Raw genomic sequence first — 18,442 nt, forward strand, 5'->3', positions numbered from 1 at the left:
ATGAAGGGCAGCGTCTTTATTCATTTTCTTCGATAACCTGCTTCAAGAGCGCGCTATCCAAATAGGCAGTAATGGCGAAAATCTGTTTCTCGTCATTAAAGTGAACGATCCAGCAATAGGAATTGTGATAGGGCTGACCATTTATCGCCGTCATAAAAGACTTCAATTCGACGATCGCCGTTTGTCCATCCACGTAAATCGCGATAACTTCCAGACGAACTTTGTCTTTGAGCACCTTATTCAGTCGATTAAACGCACCGTCTAAATAGGCCTCCTTGCCTTTAAAGACACCCGCCAGCGGATGCGTTCCCATAACAGTCCGTTCAAAGTCTTCGGCCAGTCTTTCAAGAAACTTTTCTGGCTGATTGGTTTCCCAATACGAAAAAATCTCTTGAATTTCGGTTTTCTGAATTGCCGGCATCAATTTCCTCGTAACCCTAAAAAGTAAATCTATTCATTCTCGTCAACGATTTGTTGAACAAGAGCAGAATCCAAATAAGCACGTACTACTGCAATGTTTTTTTCACTATCAAATTCTACCACCCAACAATATGTATTGTTGAACGGTTTCCCATTCTTTGCCGTCGACAGTGATTTCATTTCGACTACTGCAGTGTTGTTAGCCGTAAAGATATGCTCAACTTTGAGCACTACACCTTCTTGCAAAATTAGATTGAGCCGCGAGAAGGTTGCCGCTAGAAAATTCTGCTTACTTCGATAATGGCCCGCCAGGGGATGTGTCCCTTTAACTGTCCATTGAACATCATCCCTCACCCGAGCGAAAAACTTTTCAGACTCATTATTCTGGAGATGACGAAATAGATTACGTACTTCAACCTGGCTGATATCGGACATGACAATCCTTCTCTATGTTCTATTCGTCAGGACGTTCCGCTTGCAACAAACGCGCCTTCAGCGCCAATGTCTCGAAGGTAATTATTGAAGCAAAGTTTCGTATCCAATTCCGATACAGTCGACTTTTTTCGCGCGTTAATGGAGATATGGCTGACTGTTAGTTGACCGCCACCCCCACCCGGATAGAAAAACAAATGCATGGCACATTCAGATGCCAGGTATTGCCATACTTCTGCCGGGTTATCGACACGCAACAAGGTCGGCGCACCAAATATATCCCGCACTTCAACGACCGATCGCCCAACCATTATTTCCGGTTCCAAAAGAATTCGAGGCTTTACAACTGCGATGGCGGGCGTTGGCGACGAGGTTTTTGGTGTCGGTATGTTCGTCTTTGGAACGACATGTTCTTGGCTTGAAACTGCTGGCTGGCTGGCCTTTTCCGGCAAAATGGAACCCGAATTTGAAACCGTTGTATTTGAACCGCAGGCAGATAGAAATCCGGCAAATCCGATAAGTAATACGAAATGCCGCATTAAGGAACCAAACTCACACTCTTACTTCCAACGCGTTTTTTATAAAGATGAACCATCGCGGCAGTCGCAATGATAGGCGTTATCAAATTTACAATTGGAATGGTGAGGCAAAACGCGATGACCACGCCCATAATAAATGATTCCGCTGATTTTGATTTACGTAACCGAGTGACATCATCGACATCATGATGACGAATTGCGACCATCTGAAAATATTCCCGTGAGATAAGATACCCATTCAGAATATAGTAAACAAACAAATTTATAACCGGAATGAAATAAAGAGGGAGTACGATAATGTTGCAGACGATGATCACCGTCAGAAACTTTACTGCATCCCAAATACTGGACATAATCGGAACGTCATGTGCCTTTTCATCGTTGGGGTAATGCTTCCCCTCTACTGCATCTGAAATATCATCCAGAAACAGTCCTATCAGGGCACTGATAACCAGCGGAAACAAGAAAAAGCCGCCAACAACGAAACCGAGGCCCGTAAGAGCACTGAGCGCCGTATTGACCCATTCCCATTGAAAATTGGGAACATAAGAAGAAAAAACGGTCGTTGCACCGATGCCGAGAAGGAAAAAAATCCCTACGGTAAGCGCCAACGCTTTCAACATTACAGAGCGAAAAGCGGGATCGCCGAGCTGTCCAATAGCCAATGTTATCGCTGAATACACGTCACATCCTCATGTTTTTCGATCTGGTCAGATAACGGTTCATGTATGATGTCTTCGCTTTCTATGCAACTATTTTAAGGCTTTAAGATGGAACTCTTGGCATAATAGGGACTTGAGTGGCAAAATCATGATCACGCTCATAAGCATAAGCTGCCTGCAATACAATATCTTCGCGACCATTCGGCGCCATTATCTGTAGTCCCACGGGTAAACCGTCTTTGGTAAATCCGCAAGGAACAGAAATCGTCGGGCATGCCGTGTTCGTCAATAAAAATGTCATCGACAACCAGGTTAGGTAGTTATCAAATTTTTGACCGTTCACTTCTTCAATATATCGTAAGTTGTGGTCGAATGGCGGGACCATCACGGTTGGACATAATAGCAAATCATAATCGCCAAAAAATTCTACAACCCCCTGATAAAGTACCGCCTGATCCCGAAGTGCCTTACCAATCTCCCCCGCCGTGAGTGCCATTCCCTTTTCAACATTCCAGATAAACTCCGGTTTTAGCTTGTCCCGGTCACTCTCTAGTTTAGGGGCATGCGCCGCAGAAAACTGGGCGGCTCGCAGTACCTGAAACATTTCTTCGCCATCTGACAAATCAAAACAATCTTCTTCCACGCCAGCGCAGTAATTGGTGAAATCTTTTGCGGCGTTCGCACAAATGGCGGCCACTTCCGGATCAATAGGACATACCCCAAGATTGGGGCTATAGGCGACCTTGCCGAACTTTGGTACTGACTTTAGACAATCCACATAGGATTGTTGCGGAGCCGGCAAACTACAGGGGTCGGCAATATGCTCGCCTACCATCATATCCAGCATCAAGGCGACATCGGGTACGTTCCTTGCCATCGGTCCTTCTACGGAATTCAAACCAAATGGAAGACCTGATGGCCCATGCGCTACACGTTTGGGAGATGGGCGCAATCCAACCACGCCGGAAAAACTGGCCGGAATTCGCAGGCTGCCGCCATAATCACTACCTTGCGCCAGCCAAACCTGTCCGGCGGCCAACGATGCTGCGGATCCACCTGAAGAACCGCCCGGCGTTTTGGATGTATTCCACGGATTTGTTGTCGTACCAAAAACTTCGTTAAAGGTCTGGGCACCAGCCCCAAATTCCGGCGTATTGGCTTTTGCAACAACAATCCCACCACACTCTTCCAGACGCTCCACCATTAAGTCCGAATGGGTCGCAATCTGATCTGTATAAATTGTCGATCCTTGGGTAAAGCGGACGCCCTTTACAGGTGTCAAATCCTTAATGGCAATGGGAAGACCATGCAAATGATGGTTGGGGCGATCTGAAATTACGTCTTTAGCAAGCGCGTCAGCATGCTGGCGCGCGCGCTCAAAACACAGCGTTGGAAGAGCATTCACTGCACCATCTGTTTCTGAAATGCGCTTTTCAGACGCGTCTATCAGCTCATGCGGGGATACCTCTCCCGCTTTGAGCAGTGCCACGGCTTCTGTCGCGGTCATTTTTATTAAATCTGTCATGTTCCATTGTTCGCAAAAAAAGGATCGTTTGTACAGCCTTCGCTTGCCCAACACGTCGCAACCACTATACTCGCCAGGTCCTGATTATTGAGTAACGAGAAAATATATGACACCCCAAAAATTTGACACAGCCTGTATTGGCAATGCCATCGTCGACGTTATTGGAAAAACCAATGACGGTTTTCTGGCTAGTGAGGGTTTGACAAAAAACTCCATGATGTTGATCGACAAAGATCGCGCTGAAGACTTATATGGCAAAATGCAGTCTGCATTGGAAATGTCCGGAGGATCTGCTGGCAACACTGCAGCGGGCATCGCATCACTTGGCGGGAAAAGCGCCTATATCGGAAAAGTGCGGAATGACCAGTTGGGGGAAATCTTCAGCCATGATATTCAGGCAATCGGTGTCACTTTTCAAACAGCTAAAAGCACGAATGGCGCGGCAACGGCCAGATGCCTCGTGTTAGTGACGCCAGACGCCCATCGCACTATGAACACTTATCTAGGCGCTTGTATTGAGCTTGGCCCTGATGATATTGATCCAGAAATGATTGCGTCATCAAAAGTGACTTATATGGAGGGATACTTATGGGATCCCGAACAAGGAAAAGAAGCTTTTCGAAAAGCCGCGGCAATATCTCATGCGGCAGGTCAACAAGTAGCGCTCACGCTTTCTGACAGTTTTTGTGTCGATCGGTATAGAGACGAGTTTAAAGATTTTATCCAAACTGGCGTCGATATCCTTTTCGCAAACGAAGACGAGATCAAATCTCTCTATCAAACAGATAGTTTTGATGATGCCCTTGATGCGGTCCGTAACCAAGTCGATATTGCCTGTTTGACGAGAAGTGAAAAAGGATCCGTGATCGTCAACGGAAGTGATGTACATGAAATATCAGCAGAGCAGAATGTCAAAGTCGTGGATACAACCGGTGCCGGTGACCTATTTGCTGCGGGGTTCCTTTTTGGATATACCAATGGCCGAACTTTAGCGGACAGTGGCCGTATCGGATCTATTGCCGCTGCAGAGATCATCAGTCATTATGGAGCCCGACCAGCAGTAGAACTTCAAAGTCTCATTACGAACAAGGCGTAGAGTATAGGAGCATCCTTAACCGTGACTGATAGATGACGACGGGAATAAATCCCGAAACCGTACGAAAACCGTTTAAACAGTTTTTCACCACTGGACGTTTGCGGCTGGTAAGCGGTCTGGTTTTGATGGTTTTTCTGACTGGGCATCTACTCAATCATTCGTTAGGCCTGATTTCGCTCAATGCGATGGAAATTGGTCGGGGAGTGTTTCTTGAAGTCTGGCGTAGCCTTCCAGGAACTATCTTGCTGCTCGCCGCCATCGCGACACATATGATATTGGTATTCGTTAAAATGCTGTCGATCCATTCGTATCGCCGAATACCTACCCGTGAAATCATTCAAATTATTATGGGTTTTGCGATACCACCTCTAATCCTTTTGCATATTATTGGCACCCGCGTTGTACATGAGATTTATGGAATAGACGACAGCTACTCCTTCGTGCTTTTTAGCTTGTGGGTCGCCACGCCGTTGCAAGCTCTTTTGCAAAGTGCCGCCTTAATTTTTGCCTGGGTCCATGGGTGCCTTGGCGTTCATTTCTGGCTGCGTTTGAAGCCGTGGTATAGCTCGGCTTTTCCCATATTATACAGTATCTCTCTAGCGCTACCGATTCTGGCGTTAACAGGTTTTATAAATGGTGCAAATGAAGTCGAAGACCTGTTCGCTGATGCAGCGTGGCGAACTGCTTTTTTTGCGGAACTGGACCTGCCAGAGGGACTCGTCGGATGGGTTTACGAAGTTCGTGACCAGGGATTGCGTCTTATGATCGTCGCCCTAGTCCTACTCGGTGCCAGCCGTTTGTTCTGGATCGCCCATTTCAAACGAAAGAAATTGATTACGGTATCCTACCCAGATGGGAAAACCGTTTCCGCCGCCCCCGGATTAACCATCCTGGAAGCCAGTAACCTTGGAAATGTCCCACATGCGTCCGTCTGCGGTGGACGGGGGCGTTGCTCAACATGCCGTGTCAGGATTGTCGACGGAGAAGTGGATTTGGAACCTCCCAGTGAACGTGAAGCGGCAGTCCTCAAGCGCGTTGGCGCTGTCGAGGGCACCCGGCTCGCCTGCCAGGTTAAGCCTGTCACGGATGTCTCTGTGATCCCGTTGCTTCCTGCCAAATCCACCCCCCAACAAGGATTCAATCAACCAGGCTACCTGCACGGACAAGAGAAAGAAATCGCTATCCTGTTTGCTGACTTGCGCGCCTTTACTAAATTCTCTGAACAAAAGCTCCCCTATGATGTGGTTTTCGTAATCAATCAATATTTTCGGCACATGGGAGAAGCAATCGAAGCCAGTGGCGGTCATCTTGATAAGTTTATTGGCGACGGTGTCATGGCCTTATTCGGGCTGGAAGATAGCCCTGAGATTGCCAGCCAAAAAGCACTCGATGCCGCAACTGCCATGGCAGCAGAGCTGGAAATTATGAACCGAAACTTGAAATCCGATTTACCAATCCCGCTTCGGATTGGAATTGGTTTACATCTGGGGCAAGTTATCGTTGGCAAGATGGGCTACGGCAACGCCACATCCATTACCGCCATAGGGGATGCTGTCAATACTGCAAGCCGTCTTGAAACCATGAACAAAGAATTTTCAAGCCAACTTATATTTTCAAACGAGCTCGCTAAACGATCCGGACGGAATTTTTCATCCCTTCGATCAGAAGAAGTGATGGTTCGTGGCCGCGAGGAGCCAATTACAATCTTTGTCGTTGACGACGCTCAAAAAATGCCTCCCGATAATGGCACCGCTGAAAGTTAAGCGCTACATGCCGCTGGCCATGCTGCCTTCTTTAATATTCTGTCCACCCATTATATGCACATGAAAATGCGGAACGAGTTGACCGGCATTTGATCCATTGTTGGATACGACCCTATATCCGCTCTCGTCAAGACCAAGATTTCGGGCAATATCACCAATTTTTTTGAAGAAATTCCCGATTTCCTCTGCCGTCCCATTGGCCGAGAAATCATCCATATCTATATAAGGACGCTTTGGTATTACCAGGACATGTACTGGAGTCTTCGGGGCAATATCATTGAAAGCAAGAACGCTTTCGTCTTCAAACACTGTTGCGTTTGGAATTTCTCCGCGCAGAATTTTTGCAAAGATATTGTCGTCGTCATAGGCCATGATTTATGTCTTTCATTTCGTCAAGCGTGCCGCTTTTTCGGCCAAGCCCGATAAGCCTTCCCGATCCGCTAGTTTGGCATAAATTTCCACAGGATCAACCCCGGCATCCGCCCAGAGTACACTCAAATGATAGAGTAAATCTGCGCTTTCTGAAATAATCTCTTCCCGATCCTTCAAAGCCGCTGCAATCGAAAGCTCGACAGCTTCTTCTCCTACTTTCTGTGCTATTTTTTTTGAGCCTTCACTATACAGTTTCGCCGTATAGGAACCACTCGGATCGGCGCCCTTCCGGCTTAAAACCGTCGCGTAGAGCTTATCCAGCACATGGGTGTCATTTGACATATTTGTCTCCTAAAGTCGGACCGCAATGCCGGCTTCTTGCATCGCTTGCTTTGCTTCACCAATAGTAAATTCACCAAAATGAAAGATGGACGCTGCCAAGACTGCCGTCGCGTGCCCTTCCCGAATACCCTCTGCCAAATGATCAAGTGTTCCCACACCGCCTGAAGCAATCACGGGGATCGATACCGCGTCGGCGATCGCCCGTGTCAAAGGAATGTTAAAACCAGACCGCGTCCCGTCTCTGTCCATTGACGTTAAAAGGATCTCGCCTGCACCATACTCAGCCATACGTTGCGCCCATTCTACAGCGTCAATTCCGGTTTCCTGCCGACCACCATGGGTAAAGATCTCATATTTTCCGGGATTTGTTTGCTTGGCGTCAATAGCGACAACAATACATTGATTTCCGAACTGCATGGCCGCCTCACGCACCAGTTCCGGTCGGGTAACCGCTGCGCTGTTGATCGATACCTTATCGGCACCTGCCAATAGTAATTTTCGAACATCTTCCACTTGCCGGACACCGCCGCCGACAGTGAGGGGCATAAAACACTGTTCAGCGGTGCGGTTGACGACATCATAAATGGTATCGCGATTGTCAGACGTTGCTGTAATATCGAGAAAACACAATTCATCGGCACCTTGAGCATCATAGATTCGCGCTTGTTCGACTGGATCGCCTGCATCAATCAGGTCAACAAAATTGACGCCCTTTACCACCCGGCCATCTTTGACGTCCAGACACGGAATAATCCGAGATTTAAGCATGCTCACCTCGTACGAGTGCAATCGCTTCGCTCGGGTCGATCCGACCGTCATAAAGCGCCCGTCCAACAATAACACCTTCAATGCCGCTATCAGAAACTGCTAATAGATTTTCGATATCAGAAATTGAGGCAACTCCACCAGACGCAATAACAGGTATATTTATCGCAGCGGCCAAATCACGTGTCGCTTCCAAATTCACGCCCTGCAATGCACCATCTCGATCAATGTCTGTGTAAATAATCGCTTCAACACCAACGTCTTCAAACTTCTTTGCAAGGTCAAGAACTGTTGTTTCACTCGTTTCTGCCCATCCTTCAACGGCAACACGGCCATCCCGCGCATCAATGCCGACGGCAATGTGGCCGGGAAAGGTCTTACAGGCCTCAATAACCATCGCCGAATTGCGCAGCGCTATCGTACCTAATATTACGCGCTGAAGACCTTTTTGCAGCCACATATCTATCGTTGCCAAGTCGCGAATTCCGCCGCCCAGCTGAACCGGAACATCAGTTGCGCCCAAAATACTTTCTACGGCCGCCGCGTTTACCGGCTTTCCTTCAAAGGCGCCGTTTAAGTCGACCAAATGCAATCGCGTGAAACCTGCATCTTTAAAACTACGCGCTTGATCGGCTGGATCAGTATTGAATACGGTTGCAGCGTCCATTTCGCCCCGCAGTAAACGCACACAATTGCCATCTTTTAGATCGATTGCTGGATAAATGTTCATGAGGGTTCAACTGCCCCGAGGTCTTTTTTATAGTAATAACCGTCCACAAATTTTACACCGTTCCAAGCATAATTTGGTTTAACTGCCCAGCGATCATACCCATTATTTTCTAGCAAAGAAATTGCGGCCGTTTGTGTCTCTCGCACATCAACTTCCAATATTTTAAAGTTTTGTGCGACAGCACTTTGCTCGATGACCGCCAGTAATCCAATCGCCAATCCATGTCCGCGCGCATAAGGCGCGATGAAAAATGTCGCTACTTGAGCAATATGCCCGCTCGCTTCATTATTTGAAAAAGGCTTCACCAATTGACCAGATCCGACTATTCGACCTTCAAAGCGGGCGCAATAAAGTTCCCGAACGGGAACAACCAGAACGCCCTTCCAAAACGCTTCTTGAACACCGCGTCGTGGAGGTGTTAACCACCCAAATCCATTGCCATCTGTAATAGCTTGGTCAGCGGCATCACATAGATCATCAAGATCTGATTGCTCGAATTCGTCAATTGACTCAATAACTGGCTGGTTAATATTTCTGCTATTTTCAGACATTTAAGGCTTCCATTTCAGAAAATTGGTAATCAAAGAGAGTCCCGTTTCCTGACTTTTCTCCGGGTGAAATTGTGTTCCTATCATATTGTCGCGCGCTATAATTGCTGTCACCTCACCACCATAATCAACGGTCGCGAGAATCTGCCCTGGGTCCAATGTGGTCATATGATAACTATGTACAAAGTAAGCATGTTGGCCATTCTCTATGCCATCAAAGAGTGGATGAGTGGTTCGAAATGACAGCTCATTCCAACCCATATGCGGAATTTTGAACGAAGAATCCGCCGGCTCAAGCTTAACAACGTCACCAGCAATCCAATCAAACCCTTTGGTTACGCCATATTCTATTCCCCGTGTCGCCATCAGCTGCATACCGACGCAAATCCCGAAAAACGGGCGACCCTTATCAATAACAGCGTCGACAAGCGCTTCTTCCATACCCGTCAAAGCGTTCAAACCCAATTTGCAGGACTTGAAAGCCCCGACCCCAGGAAGAACAATTCGGTCTGCATGACGAATTCTGTCTGGATCACTCGTCACCACAATTTTCATGGCAAGGTTTGCCTCGCGGGCGGATCGCTCAAACGCTTTTGCTGCCGATCGCAAATTGCCCGAACCGTAATCAATTATTACTGTTTCCATAGTAAAACTAAATTCCGCTCTTGGATCGCGACTATGCACCTTGTTTGGTTGTAGATTAAACGATCCACATCCGCTCAATTTGCGTTAAATCACGACGATATTATTTACAGGCTTCCGCCCAATACACCCTTGGTAGACGGTACAGCGTCAGATCGGCGAGCATCAATTTCCACGGCATCACGTAAGGATCGAGCCAAGGCTTTGAAACAACTCTCGATAATATGATGATTATTTTCACCGTAGAGATTTTCGACATGCAAAGTGATGCCGGCCGCCTGCGCAAAGGCTTGGAACCATTCTTTGAAAAGCTCCGTGTCCATTTCGCCGAGTTTATCCCGGCTGAACTCTACGTTCCAGATGAGATAAGGACGATTAGATACATCAAGCGCGACCCGCGTCAATGTCTCATCCATCGGTATCAGCGCGGATGCGTATCGCCGAATACCTTTCAAATCACCGATCGCCTTTGAAAAAGCTTCGCCAATTGCGATACCCGTATCTTCTGTTGTATGATGATAATCAATATGAAGATCGCCAGTGGCTCTGACTTTAAGGTCCATTAAACTGTGACGCGATAACTGCTCCAACATATGATCCAGAAAGCCTATACCCGTCTGAACATCATAGGTACCTGTACCATCGAGATTCAACCAAACCTCAATTTCGGTTTCTTTTGTTGCCCGTTTTACACTACCTTCACGCATGACATATCCTTCCAGGCCATCAAACATCCCGAACCTTTGGCGACGATATAGCAGGATAAGGAAAGAATTCCAAGCAATAGAGAGATTTTGCAAACAACCTTTCGAGATCAGATAAGTGTCTCTTCATTCTCCCTTGTACTCAATGAGCCCGTGCTTTCCCCGTAATCAGCAAAATTGCCCCCTGAGTTAAGGTTCTGCGATTCCTGTTTAATTTGTTTTTCAGCACAGTTCAGGGCAAATTCTATTCGCTCCGCAAGCTCTTTATAATTGTCATGTTGTGCATCGACTAAAATATAACTAAGTATTTCGAAAATTGCTCGAAGATTGGAAGCGCTATCCCCACCTGGGTCAGTTCGATTATCCAGTTCGCTCATCTAAATTTTTCCTCCAAATTATGTTCTTCACCGCGATAAAGACGTGTGCCGACAACAAATGTGAACCTCTGAAGCGCGTAAAACACATGTTTATCGTCTGTAGTCGCCTTTGCATCTTGACCCTCGCGTCAAAATGGTTACATCGTCTTGAACGAGCAAATGAACTTAACAAAAGAAATAATCATGTCTGAAAATCCACCAAGCTGGCGCGGAACGACGATACTATCGGTTCGAAAAAATGGGACGGTCGTTGTCGCTGGAGATGGCCAGGTTTCCCTCGGCCAAACTGTCATCAAGGGAAACGCCCGAAAAGTGCGGCGTATTGGTGCTGCACAGGATGTTATTGTCGGGTTCGCTGGCGCAACAGCAGACGCATTTACCTTGTTTGAGCGGCTGGAAGGAAAGCTGGAACAACATCCCGGCAATTTAACCCGGGCCTGCGTTGAACTGGCCAAAGATTGGCGAACTGACAAATACTTACGTCGACTAGAAGCGATGATGGCTGTGGCAGATGCTACAACTTCGTTAATTCTCACCGGCAATGGGGATGTTCTGGAACCTGAAGACGGCATTATTGCCATTGGATCCGGAGGCAACTTTGCGTTGGCGGCAGCCAGAGCACTGGTTGACCGTGACGATATGGAAGCAGAAGATATTGCGAGAAAATCCCTCAAAATCGCCGCTGAAATCTGTGTATATACGAACGAAAATGTAATTGTTGAAAGTATTCAAAATAATGTCTGATCTATCGCCACGTGAAATAGTTTATGAACTAGATCGCTATATAATTGGACAAGCTGATGCGAAGCGGTCCGTTTCTATCGCCTTGCGTAACCGCTGGCGCCGTCAGCAGCTTCCAGAAGAAATGCGCGAGGAAGTGCTGCCAAAGAACATATTGATGATCGGCCCGACAGGTGTTGGTAAAACGGAAATCTCTCGCCGCCTGGCGAAGTTGGCTCACGCGCCTTTTTTGAAAGTGGAAGCCACAAAATTCACCGAAGTCGGCTATGTCGGAAGAGATGTCGAACAAATCATTCGTGACCTGATTGAAATTGCCTTGAACATGGTCCGTGCTGATCAACGTGAGCAGGTTGTAGCCAAGGCAGAGCTAGCCGCTGAAGAGCGTGTTCTAGATGCATTGGTTGGCGAAAAGTCCTCTTCAGATACTCGCCAGAAATTCCGTAAAATGCTGCGAGAAGGCGAACTTGACGAGAAGGAAATCGAACTTGAACTTCTCGATACCGGAAATTCCGGCATGCCGACATTTGATATTCCCGGAATGCCGGGCTCGCAAATGGGCATGCTCAATATTAACGACATGTTGGGAAAACTTGGTGGACCCCGAACGAAATCTCGTAAACTGGTAGTGAAAGATAGCTATAAAATTCTTATCGATGAAGAAAGTGATAAGCTTCTTGATGAGGAAGGCGTTGTTCGAGAAGCAATAGCGTTGGTCGAAAATAATGGTATTGTGTTTCTAGATGAGATTGACAAAATTTGCGCACGAAGTGACCGGCAAGGCGCTGATGTCAGCCGTGAGGGTGTGCAACGGGATCTATTGCCACTCATTGAAGGAACAATTGTCAGTACGAAATACGGAACAATTCGCACAGACCACATTCTGTTTGTTGCCTCCGGCGCTTTCCATATTGCAAAGCCCTCCGACCTCCTGCCCGAGCTACAAGGCAGACTTCCGATCCGCGTTGAGTTGCGCGCCCTGACCAAAGATGATTTCAAACGTATTTTAACAGAGCCGGAAGCCAGTCTGATCAAACAGTATGTCGCTCTTTTAGGAACTGAAGAAGTTGTTCTCAACTTCACGGACGACGCCATCGAGGAAATTGCGACGATTTCCGCTGATGTAAATGCGGCAGTGGAAAATATTGGTGCCCGGAGATTACATACGGTGCTTGAGCGGGTCTTAGAAGAAATCAGTTTCACGGCTTCTGATAAAGGCGGGGTTACTGTAGATATCGATGCGGCTTACGTGCGTGAGCATTTAGGAGAATTGGCAACCAACATGGATCTTTCCAAGTTTATTCTCTAAGCACTATACTTGGTAAACGCCGGATGGGCATTGCTTCCATCCGGCAAATTTACCGGTGCTTCTGAAGGTAATTTTACCAACAAGCGCCGGAAAATTTATGTGCCCGTGAAATTTGCGGTCCGCTTTTCCGCCAAAGCCTGTCGGCCTTCTATAAAGTCATTGGATTGCAAACACGTTTTTTGGGCTGCTCGGGCTTTCCCCATGTCAAGTTCCCCGCGGGCTATGTCATTCAATGTCTCTTTCATTCCCCTTAAACTCAATGGTGCCAGTGCCGATATTGACTCTACCAGCTGGCTCGTACGCTCATCCAAGTCAGATAGATCAACCAAATAGTCCAAAAATCCGATGGCCTTCAATTCCTCCGCCGACATCTTCTCGCAAGCCAGAAAAAACCTCTTGGCCGGGCCAAGACCAAGCCGCGCAACGGCGCGAGTCAGGCCTGTCGGCGGGTAATGGATGCCAATTCGAGCAGGTGGAATGAAACAGCTCATTCCAGTCACACCAATTCTAAAATCACAGGACATGGCCAAATCCGCACCGCCACCATAAACCCCACCATTCAATGCACAAATTGTCGGAAAAGGAAGCTTTTCCACCATATCCGTCAACATCTCCAAAGGATTTTCGTCAAAGTTATAGCGCCCCAGCTCCCCCAAATCCGCACCTGCACAAAAGCTTTTCCCCGTCCCTGTGAGGATGGCAACCCTGAGGTCCGAGTTTTCTTTTTGCTTTTCTAACGCCTCGCGCAAATCTTTCATCGTCGTCGGCGACAAAATGTTATGCTGTTCAGGATTATCCAGTCGCACTGTTAGAGTGGTATTTTCAACGTTGATATGAAAAGATGTGCTCATGGTCTACGGTCCTACTTTCTTTTTATTAGGGCGTTTTCTTGACCATATAAGGTTGATATAGATTGTACCACGAGAAACGAAAATCGGGTCGATTAAGGTTTGAACAGTTATGAGTATGCGTCGCCTTCGAATGGGATTAAACACTATCTTGGGGTATCACAAGCAGGGGTTTTTTATTCCGTATCGATATGCAGATACATTACCAAGCGCCGGCAGTCGCGGCCCGTACCGTCAAATTGACGCATTTATGAAGCACGTAGAACCAGAATTCCTGAAAATTCTAGATTCCCTTGATCAATATAACTCAATATTTTCTTCCTTCGGCCAGCAACCTCCGCCTGCCCCGCGCTGGGAACAAGACTGGTTTCCAAGACTAGATGCAGCTGTTGCTTATGGATTGGTTCGCAGTCTTCAGCCCTCACGCATCATCGAGGTTGGGTCCGGACATTCGACCCGTTTTATGATGCAAGCTATTCATGATGGTTCTCTCTCAACCAAATTTGTGTCCATCGACCCGGCACCGCGTGCAACGATTGAAACGCTCCCAATCGATGTTGTTCGAAATACAGTTCAGCAAGCCCCCGTTACTTTGTTCTCGGAATTGGGTGAGGGAGATATTCTTTTTATCGACTCCAGCCATATTTCAATGCCCGGCACAGATGTTGATCTCCTTTTTCTTGAAATTCTGCCGGGCTTGCCGTCAGGTGTTCTTGTCCATATTCATGATATTTTTCTGCCCGACGATTATCCCGAACACTGGGACTGGCGCGGCTATAACGAACAACAGGCAATTGCGCCGTTTTTTCTGGGAGGCGGCTATGACATCGTTTTCTCAAGCGCCTATGTTACAAGTCGTATGAAGACTGCATTCAACGCATCATCAATTGCGGCACTACCGATAGAGGCTGGGGCCGTTGAAACAAGTTTATGGCTCCGGAAAAACTAGATCACGGATAAATGACTTCTTGTGTGTTCAAATTAAACAAATTAGGCGCATATACCGAACATGTGGCAACAAGTAAAAAAAACAATCCTAGGGGATGAAATCCAGGGGCAACTCCCAGGACGAGTGAAAGACGCGATTGAACGTCAACAAACCCAATCGGAAATATTAATTGCGTGGGTACAAGTATTCATCGTCGTCACCTTTTCGACGCTCTACAGCCTATCACCGAAAACGTTTTCTGCAGATGCAATGTTCGCGCCTGTCCCCTATGCGCTTGCGGCCTATGGAATATTCACGTTATTCCGGCTTGGGCTTGCTTATTCGGGTAAGGTAGGGCCTGTTTTTCTATCGTTATCTGTCATCGCCGATATGGTCCTGTTGATGTTTCTCATCTGGAGCTTTCATGTCCAATATGAACAACCAGCTTCTTTCTATCTGAAATCACCAACCCTTTTATACGTTTTCATTTTCATTGCGCTTCGAGCATTACGTTTTGAGGCAGGCTATGTGTTGTTAGCAGGCGCTTCGGCAGCAATTGGTTGGATGACCCTGCTTGGATACGCGGTTTTCTTTGATGATGGCATGTCTGATATCACCCGGGATTATGTTGTATATACGATGTCTCACAAAATTCTGCTCGGAGCAGAGTTCGACAAAGTCATCAGTATTGTCGTTGTCACGTTAATCCTTGCCCTTGTCATTGTCAGAGCCCGAAAACTTTTGATAAATTCGGTCGCACAGGCCACGGCAGCGGAAGATTTATCTCGGTTTTTCTCGCCCGAAATTGCCGACCAGATAACTCATTCAGAAAGCTGGATCGAACCAGGAACAGGAGAATCCCGCACCGCGGCAATTCTACATTGTGATTTACAAGGCTTCACAAAACTATCCATGGAAAGGCCGGCCAACGAAGTAATTTCATTGTTGGCCGAGTACCAGTCCCGAATGGTACCGGTAATTCAACGGCATGGGGGAACGATTGATAAGTTCCTGGGAGATGGCATTCTAGCGACTTTTGGTGCAGCGGTTTCCACCGATCACTATGCCGCAGATTGCCTCCGGGCGATGGAGGACCTTGTAGATGAAGCTCAACTTTGGTCTCGCGATCGAGAAGCAGATGGCAAAATTGCTATGACAATTCGCTTTACGTCTGCCGTTGGCCCCATTGTTTTCGGAGCCGTAGGCGATGATAGCAGATTGGAATATACAGTCATTGGTGAGCCGGTAAATCTTGCAGCCAAGCTGGACAAACACGCCAAGGACGAAAAGGCGAATGCGGTTACTACACGTGGTGCCGTCGATACTGCTCAACTACAAGGTTATTCGCCACGCGCCAATTTGGAAACGCGCAAGAACCGGACCGTTGATGGCGTTAGCGGAACTGTCGATCTTGTCATTTTATCCGCTTGAATTTTGCGGCAACTTTACTTGTAGGGATCCGCAGCATCACGTAATCCATCGCCTAGGAAGTTGAATGCCAAGACAACCAAAATCACCGGAACAACGGGGTAAATAAGCCACGGTGTCGTCGCCACCGCGTTGATATTGGTCGTTTCATTCAACAACACGCCCCAAGAGGTAATTGGCGGCCGCAAACCTAACCCAAGGAAGGACAGCGCTGTTTCTCCCAGGATCATACTCGGCACTGCAAGGCTGGCGCTGGCAATCAAATGGCTGGCGAAAGAGGGCAGCAAGTGGCGGCCAATAATTCGCTGCGGCGGAGCACCCATAAGCTGCGCTGCCGTACAGAAATCCTCTTCACGAAGTGACAGGAACTTCGATCGGACAGCACGCGCCAAACCTGGCCAGTCCAGTAAGCCAAGAATAACCGTTAGCCCAAAGAACACCAGAATGGGTGACCAGGTGACTGGCAAAGCTGCCGATAGCGCAAGCCACAGGGGCAACTGTGGAATGGATTTCAATAGTTCGATGGTTCGCTGAATGACATTATCAATCCACCCGCCGTAATATCCAGATATACCGCCAAGGATAATACCGAGCGTAAAGCTTATAATTATCCCAATTAAGCCAATGGTCAGGGAAATGCGCGTACCGTAAATAATTCGCGACAAAATATCTCTGCCAAGTCGATCCGTCCCCAACCAGAAGAAAGTCGCTCGCTTTTTTTCCGCCGCACAAACTAAATGTGAAGATGCCTTAAACAATCCCCAGAACTCGTACTCATCGCCGGCACAGAAAAAGCGCAAGGGATACACTTGCTTGTAATTGATCTGATACTCACGCTTCAGGGTCTCTCTGTTAAGTTTTTGCTTATACCCATATACGAACGGTCCAACAAGTTCTCCTTCATGGAACAGATGAATGGCTTGCGGTGGCGCAAAAATGAATTTCGTATTTCTGCCGTGCAAGTCATACGGCGCCAGAAATTCAGAAATCAAAATTGAAAAATAAAATAACAACAAGACAATACCGGCAATGACCGCAATACGATGCCGGCGGAACTTCCACCACATCATCTGCCATTGGGACGCCATGTAAAAGCGTTCCTGTTCCGGTGAAAGTGCTTCGACCGAATACGGATCGAAGGGTTCGTCAGAATGCCAATGCTCTAACGGTTGTTCTTTGTTTGGACCCGAGGTATCCGTCATTTCGTTGCTCCCCCTGACAGCCGAATACGCGGATCGAGAACCGCAAGGAGCACGTCGGAGACAAACATGCCAATAACCGTTAATAGCGCCAGAAACATCAATAGCGATCCGGCCATGTATTGATCCTGGTTCCGTAAAGCTTCAAGCAGCAACGGACCGACGGTCGGCAGACTCAGAACCATACTGACGATCACAGACCCGGAAATAACGTCCGGTAAAAGATTGCCAATATCAGCGATAAAGGGATTGAGAGACATGCGGATCGGGTATTTGATCAGCGCTTTTAGTCGTGGCACCCCTTTGGCTCTTGCGGTTGTCACATATTGTTTCTGCAATTCATCCAATAAATTCGCTCGCAGGCGTCGGATCATGGACGCCGTTCCACTTGTTCCTATAACGACAACTGGAATCAACATATGATCCATGATCGACAGGGCTTTATCAACGGACCAGGGTTGGTCGACGAATTTATCGTCCATAAGCCCACCGATTGAAATGCCGAAATACACATTTGCGTAATACAGGAGCACCATGGCCAGCAAAAAATTAGGCGTTGCAAGTCCCAAATAGCCAACAAGCGTAAACCCATAATCCCCTATTGAGTATTGCCGTGTTGCTGAATAGACGCCGATAGGAAAGGCGACAACGTAAATGAAAACAATTGTCGCGAAATTTATCAGAAAAGATAGCCCAAGCCGGTCTCCAATAACCTCTCGCACAGGCAAGTCATAGGCGAAGGATTGCCCCCAATCACCTTGTATCATGCCCGAAAACCCATCCGGACCAGGCCAAAACCCCATCCAGATAGCATATTGTTCGATCAGGGGTTTATCGAGTGAATATTCTTCTCGATAAAAAGCTATTTTCGCTATGGCTGAAGCGGATTCGCCTTGTGATTTCAGTTCTTCGAGCTGATTGGACAAATAGTCGCCGGGCGGCAACTGAATGATGATAAATGTCAGAATACTGATAACCACCAAGGTCGGTATCATAACCAGTACTCTGTGTACAAAGTAAGTAAACATTCAGCCCCGCTCTATGAGGTCTCGACTTTATGTCGGTTTAACCCCGC

At 47.4% G+C, this 18,442-nt stretch carries 22 protein-coding genes; 6 read left to right on the forward strand and 16 right to left on the reverse strand.

The features are described 5' to 3' along the window. Positions 1–16: 16 nt before the first annotated feature. The 5 genes from V7723_RS06630 to V7723_RS06650 all read right to left on the reverse strand — a co-directional run bounded on the left by V7723_RS06630 (position 17) and on the right by V7723_RS06650 (position 3,578). Positions 17–421: a nuclear transport factor 2 family protein gene (locus V7723_RS06630; protein WP_335683658.1), complete on the reverse strand. Its 405-nt coding sequence runs from the start codon at positions 419–421 to the stop codon at positions 17–19. Positions 422–450: 29 nt separating this feature from the next. Then, complete coding sequence (locus tag V7723_RS06635) at positions 451–855, reverse strand: nuclear transport factor 2 family protein (RefSeq protein ID WP_335683659.1); 405 nt, start codon at positions 853–855, stop codon at positions 451–453. Between the two features lie 26 nt (positions 856–881). After that, on the reverse strand, positions 882–1,391 hold the full coding sequence (locus tag V7723_RS06640; protein WP_335683660.1) for a hypothetical protein: 510 nt from the start codon (positions 1,389–1,391) through the stop codon (positions 882–884). Then, complete coding sequence (locus V7723_RS06645) at positions 1,391–2,074, reverse strand: EI24 domain-containing protein (protein WP_335683661.1); 684 nt, start codon at positions 2,072–2,074, stop codon at positions 1,391–1,393. Before V7723_RS06645 ends, V7723_RS06640 begins: the two co-directional genes overlap by 1 nt. Positions 2,075–2,156: 82 nt before the next feature. Beyond that, positions 2,157–3,578 (reverse strand): amidase, encoded by a 1,422-nt coding sequence (locus V7723_RS06650; protein ID WP_335683662.1) that lies wholly within the window; start codon positions 3,576–3,578, stop codon positions 2,157–2,159. Positions 3,579–3,684: 106 nt separating this feature from the next. Between V7723_RS06650 and V7723_RS06655 the strand changes: the two genes are divergently transcribed. Continuing rightward, complete coding sequence (locus V7723_RS06655) at positions 3,685–4,674, forward strand: adenosine kinase (RefSeq protein ID WP_335683663.1); 990 nt, start codon at positions 3,685–3,687, stop codon at positions 4,672–4,674. A 32-nt stretch (positions 4,675–4,706) separates the two neighbouring features. Continuing rightward, positions 4,707–6,437, forward strand: coding sequence for an adenylate/guanylate cyclase domain-containing protein (locus V7723_RS06660; protein WP_335683664.1), 1,731 nt, complete (start codon positions 4,707–4,709; stop codon positions 6,435–6,437). A gap of 3 nt (positions 6,438–6,440) precedes the next feature. On the opposite strand, the gene V7723_RS06665 is transcribed toward V7723_RS06660, so the two are convergent. The 8 genes from V7723_RS06665 to V7723_RS06700 all read right to left on the reverse strand — a co-directional run bounded on the left by V7723_RS06665 (position 6,441) and on the right by V7723_RS06700 (position 10,917). Next, positions 6,441–6,809 carry a histidine triad nucleotide-binding protein gene (locus V7723_RS06665; protein WP_335683665.1) on the reverse strand — a complete coding sequence of 123 codons (369 nt, stop codon included), beginning with the start codon at positions 6,807–6,809 and terminating at the stop codon, positions 6,441–6,443. A gap of 12 nt (positions 6,810–6,821) precedes the next feature. After that, positions 6,822–7,151 (reverse strand): phosphoribosyl-ATP diphosphatase, encoded by a 330-nt coding sequence (locus V7723_RS06670; RefSeq protein WP_335683666.1) that lies wholly within the window; start codon positions 7,149–7,151, stop codon positions 6,822–6,824. A gap of 9 nt (positions 7,152–7,160) precedes the next feature. Further along, positions 7,161–7,919, reverse strand: a complete 759-nt coding sequence (gene hisF, locus V7723_RS06675; protein WP_335683667.1) for an imidazole glycerol phosphate synthase subunit HisF — start codon at positions 7,917–7,919, stop codon at positions 7,161–7,163. Next, a complete protein-coding gene (hisA, locus tag V7723_RS06680) occupies positions 7,912–8,646 on the reverse strand; it encodes a 1-(5-phosphoribosyl)-5-[(5-phosphoribosylamino)methylideneamino]imidazole-4-carboxamide isomerase (RefSeq protein ID WP_335683668.1) in 735 nt (244 codons plus the stop codon). Before hisA ends, hisF begins: the two co-directional genes overlap by 8 nt. Beyond that, positions 8,643–9,197, reverse strand: coding sequence for a GNAT family N-acetyltransferase (locus V7723_RS06685; RefSeq protein WP_335683669.1), 555 nt, complete (start codon positions 9,195–9,197; stop codon positions 8,643–8,645). Before V7723_RS06685 ends, hisA begins: the two co-directional genes overlap by 4 nt. Continuing rightward, positions 9,198–9,839: an imidazole glycerol phosphate synthase subunit HisH gene (gene hisH / locus V7723_RS06690; RefSeq protein WP_335683670.1), complete on the reverse strand. Its 642-nt coding sequence runs from the start codon at positions 9,837–9,839 to the stop codon at positions 9,198–9,200. Between the two features lie 104 nt (positions 9,840–9,943). Further along, complete coding sequence (gene hisB / locus V7723_RS06695) at positions 9,944–10,543, reverse strand: imidazoleglycerol-phosphate dehydratase HisB (protein ID WP_335683671.1); 600 nt, start codon at positions 10,541–10,543, stop codon at positions 9,944–9,946. A gap of 107 nt (positions 10,544–10,650) precedes the next feature. Further along, the gene (locus V7723_RS06700) at positions 10,651–10,917 is read right to left on the reverse strand and encodes a hypothetical protein (protein ID WP_335683672.1); all 267 of its coding nucleotides are present in this window, start codon (positions 10,915–10,917) and stop codon (positions 10,651–10,653) included. Between the two features lie 183 nt (positions 10,918–11,100). Between V7723_RS06700 and hslV the strand changes: the two genes are divergently transcribed. After that, entirely contained in the window at positions 11,101–11,661 is a 561-nt protein-coding gene (hslV, locus tag V7723_RS06705) for an ATP-dependent protease subunit HslV (protein ID WP_335683673.1), read from the forward strand. Next, positions 11,654–12,964, forward strand: a complete 1,311-nt coding sequence (gene hslU / locus V7723_RS06710) for an ATP-dependent protease ATPase subunit HslU (protein ID WP_335683674.1) — start codon at positions 11,654–11,656, stop codon at positions 12,962–12,964. Before hslV ends, hslU begins: the two co-directional genes overlap by 8 nt. Before the next feature lie 95 nt (positions 12,965–13,059). Here hslU and V7723_RS06715 read toward each other — a convergent pair whose 3' ends face one another. Continuing rightward, positions 13,060–13,815: an enoyl-CoA hydratase/isomerase family protein gene (locus tag V7723_RS06715; RefSeq protein ID WP_335683675.1), complete on the reverse strand. Its 756-nt coding sequence runs from the start codon at positions 13,813–13,815 to the stop codon at positions 13,060–13,062. A gap of 109 nt (positions 13,816–13,924) precedes the next feature. Here V7723_RS06715 and V7723_RS06720 point away from each other — a divergent pair, with 109 nt between their 5' ends. After that, positions 13,925–14,761 (forward strand): class I SAM-dependent methyltransferase, encoded by an 837-nt coding sequence (locus V7723_RS06720; protein WP_335683676.1) that lies wholly within the window; start codon positions 13,925–13,927, stop codon positions 14,759–14,761. A 60-nt stretch (positions 14,762–14,821) separates the two neighbouring features. After that, positions 14,822–16,171: an adenylate/guanylate cyclase domain-containing protein gene (locus tag V7723_RS06725; RefSeq protein ID WP_335683677.1), complete on the forward strand. Its 1,350-nt coding sequence runs from the start codon at positions 14,822–14,824 to the stop codon at positions 16,169–16,171. 14 nt (positions 16,172–16,185) lie between these two features. On the opposite strand, the gene V7723_RS06730 is transcribed toward V7723_RS06725, so the two are convergent. Both V7723_RS06730 and V7723_RS06735 read right to left on the reverse strand, forming a co-directional pair. Continuing rightward, positions 16,186–17,370 carry an ABC transporter permease gene (locus tag V7723_RS06730; protein WP_335683678.1) on the reverse strand — a complete coding sequence of 395 codons (1,185 nt, stop codon included), beginning with the start codon at positions 17,368–17,370 and terminating at the stop codon, positions 16,186–16,188. After that, positions 17,367–18,395 carry an ABC transporter permease gene (locus tag V7723_RS06735; protein WP_335683679.1) on the reverse strand — a complete coding sequence of 343 codons (1,029 nt, stop codon included), beginning with the start codon at positions 18,393–18,395 and terminating at the stop codon, positions 17,367–17,369. Before V7723_RS06735 ends, V7723_RS06730 begins: the two co-directional genes overlap by 4 nt. Between the last annotated feature and the right edge of the window lie 47 nt (positions 18,396–18,442).

The sequence above is a fragment of the Sneathiella sp. genome, assembly GCF_036960985.1.
GTDB lineage: Bacteria > Pseudomonadota > Alphaproteobacteria > Sneathiellales > Sneathiellaceae > Sneathiella.

Coding starts and splice junctions, on each gene's coding strand:
- hisA (WP_335683668.1), bottom strand. CDS start 8,646: ATGAACATTTATCCAGCAATCGATCTAAAAGATGGCAATTGTGTGCGT.
- V7723_RS06660 (WP_335683664.1), top strand. CDS start 4,707: ATGACGACGGGAATAAATCCCGAAACCGTACGAAAACCGTTTAAACAG.
- V7723_RS06650 (WP_335683662.1), bottom strand. CDS start 3,578: ATGACAGATTTAATAAAAATGACCGCGACAGAAGCCGTGGCACTGCTC.
- V7723_RS06725 (WP_335683677.1), top strand. CDS start 14,822: ATGTGGCAACAAGTAAAAAAAACAATCCTAGGGGATGAAATCCAGGGG.
- V7723_RS06665 (WP_335683665.1), bottom strand. CDS start 6,809: ATGGCCTATGACGACGACAATATCTTTGCAAAAATTCTGCGCGGAGAA.
- hisH (WP_335683670.1), bottom strand. CDS start 9,839: ATGGAAACAGTAATAATTGATTACGGTTCGGGCAATTTGCGATCGGCA.
- V7723_RS06730 (WP_335683678.1), bottom strand. CDS start 17,370: ATGACGGATACCTCGGGTCCAAACAAAGAACAACCGTTAGAGCATTGG.
- V7723_RS06640 (WP_335683660.1), bottom strand. CDS start 1,391: ATGCGGCATTTCGTATTACTTATCGGATTTGCCGGATTTCTATCTGCC.
- hisB (WP_335683671.1), bottom strand. CDS start 10,543: ATGCGTGAAGGTAGTGTAAAACGGGCAACAAAAGAAACCGAAATTGAG.
- V7723_RS06720 (WP_335683676.1), top strand. CDS start 13,925: ATGAGTATGCGTCGCCTTCGAATGGGATTAAACACTATCTTGGGGTAT.
- hisF (WP_335683667.1), bottom strand. CDS start 7,919: ATGCTTAAATCTCGGATTATTCCGTGTCTGGACGTCAAAGATGGCCGG.
- V7723_RS06685 (WP_335683669.1), bottom strand. CDS start 9,197: ATGTCTGAAAATAGCAGAAATATTAACCAGCCAGTTATTGAGTCAATT.
- hslV (WP_335683673.1), top strand. CDS start 11,101: ATGTCTGAAAATCCACCAAGCTGGCGCGGAACGACGATACTATCGGTT.
- V7723_RS06715 (WP_335683675.1), bottom strand. CDS start 13,815: ATGAGCACATCTTTTCATATCAACGTTGAAAATACCACTCTAACAGTG.
- V7723_RS06700 (WP_335683672.1), bottom strand. CDS start 10,917: ATGAGCGAACTGGATAATCGAACTGACCCAGGTGGGGATAGCGCTTCC.
- V7723_RS06635 (WP_335683659.1), bottom strand. CDS start 855: ATGTCCGATATCAGCCAGGTTGAAGTACGTAATCTATTTCGTCATCTC.
- V7723_RS06630 (WP_335683658.1), bottom strand. CDS start 421: ATGCCGGCAATTCAGAAAACCGAAATTCAAGAGATTTTTTCGTATTGG.
- V7723_RS06670 (WP_335683666.1), bottom strand. CDS start 7,151: ATGTCAAATGACACCCATGTGCTGGATAAGCTCTACGCGACGGTTTTA.
- hslU (WP_335683674.1), top strand. CDS start 11,654: ATGTCTGATCTATCGCCACGTGAAATAGTTTATGAACTAGATCGCTAT.
- V7723_RS06655 (WP_335683663.1), top strand. CDS start 3,685: ATGACACCCCAAAAATTTGACACAGCCTGTATTGGCAATGCCATCGTC.
- V7723_RS06735 (WP_335683679.1), bottom strand. CDS start 18,395: ATGTTTACTTACTTTGTACACAGAGTACTGGTTATGATACCGACCTTG.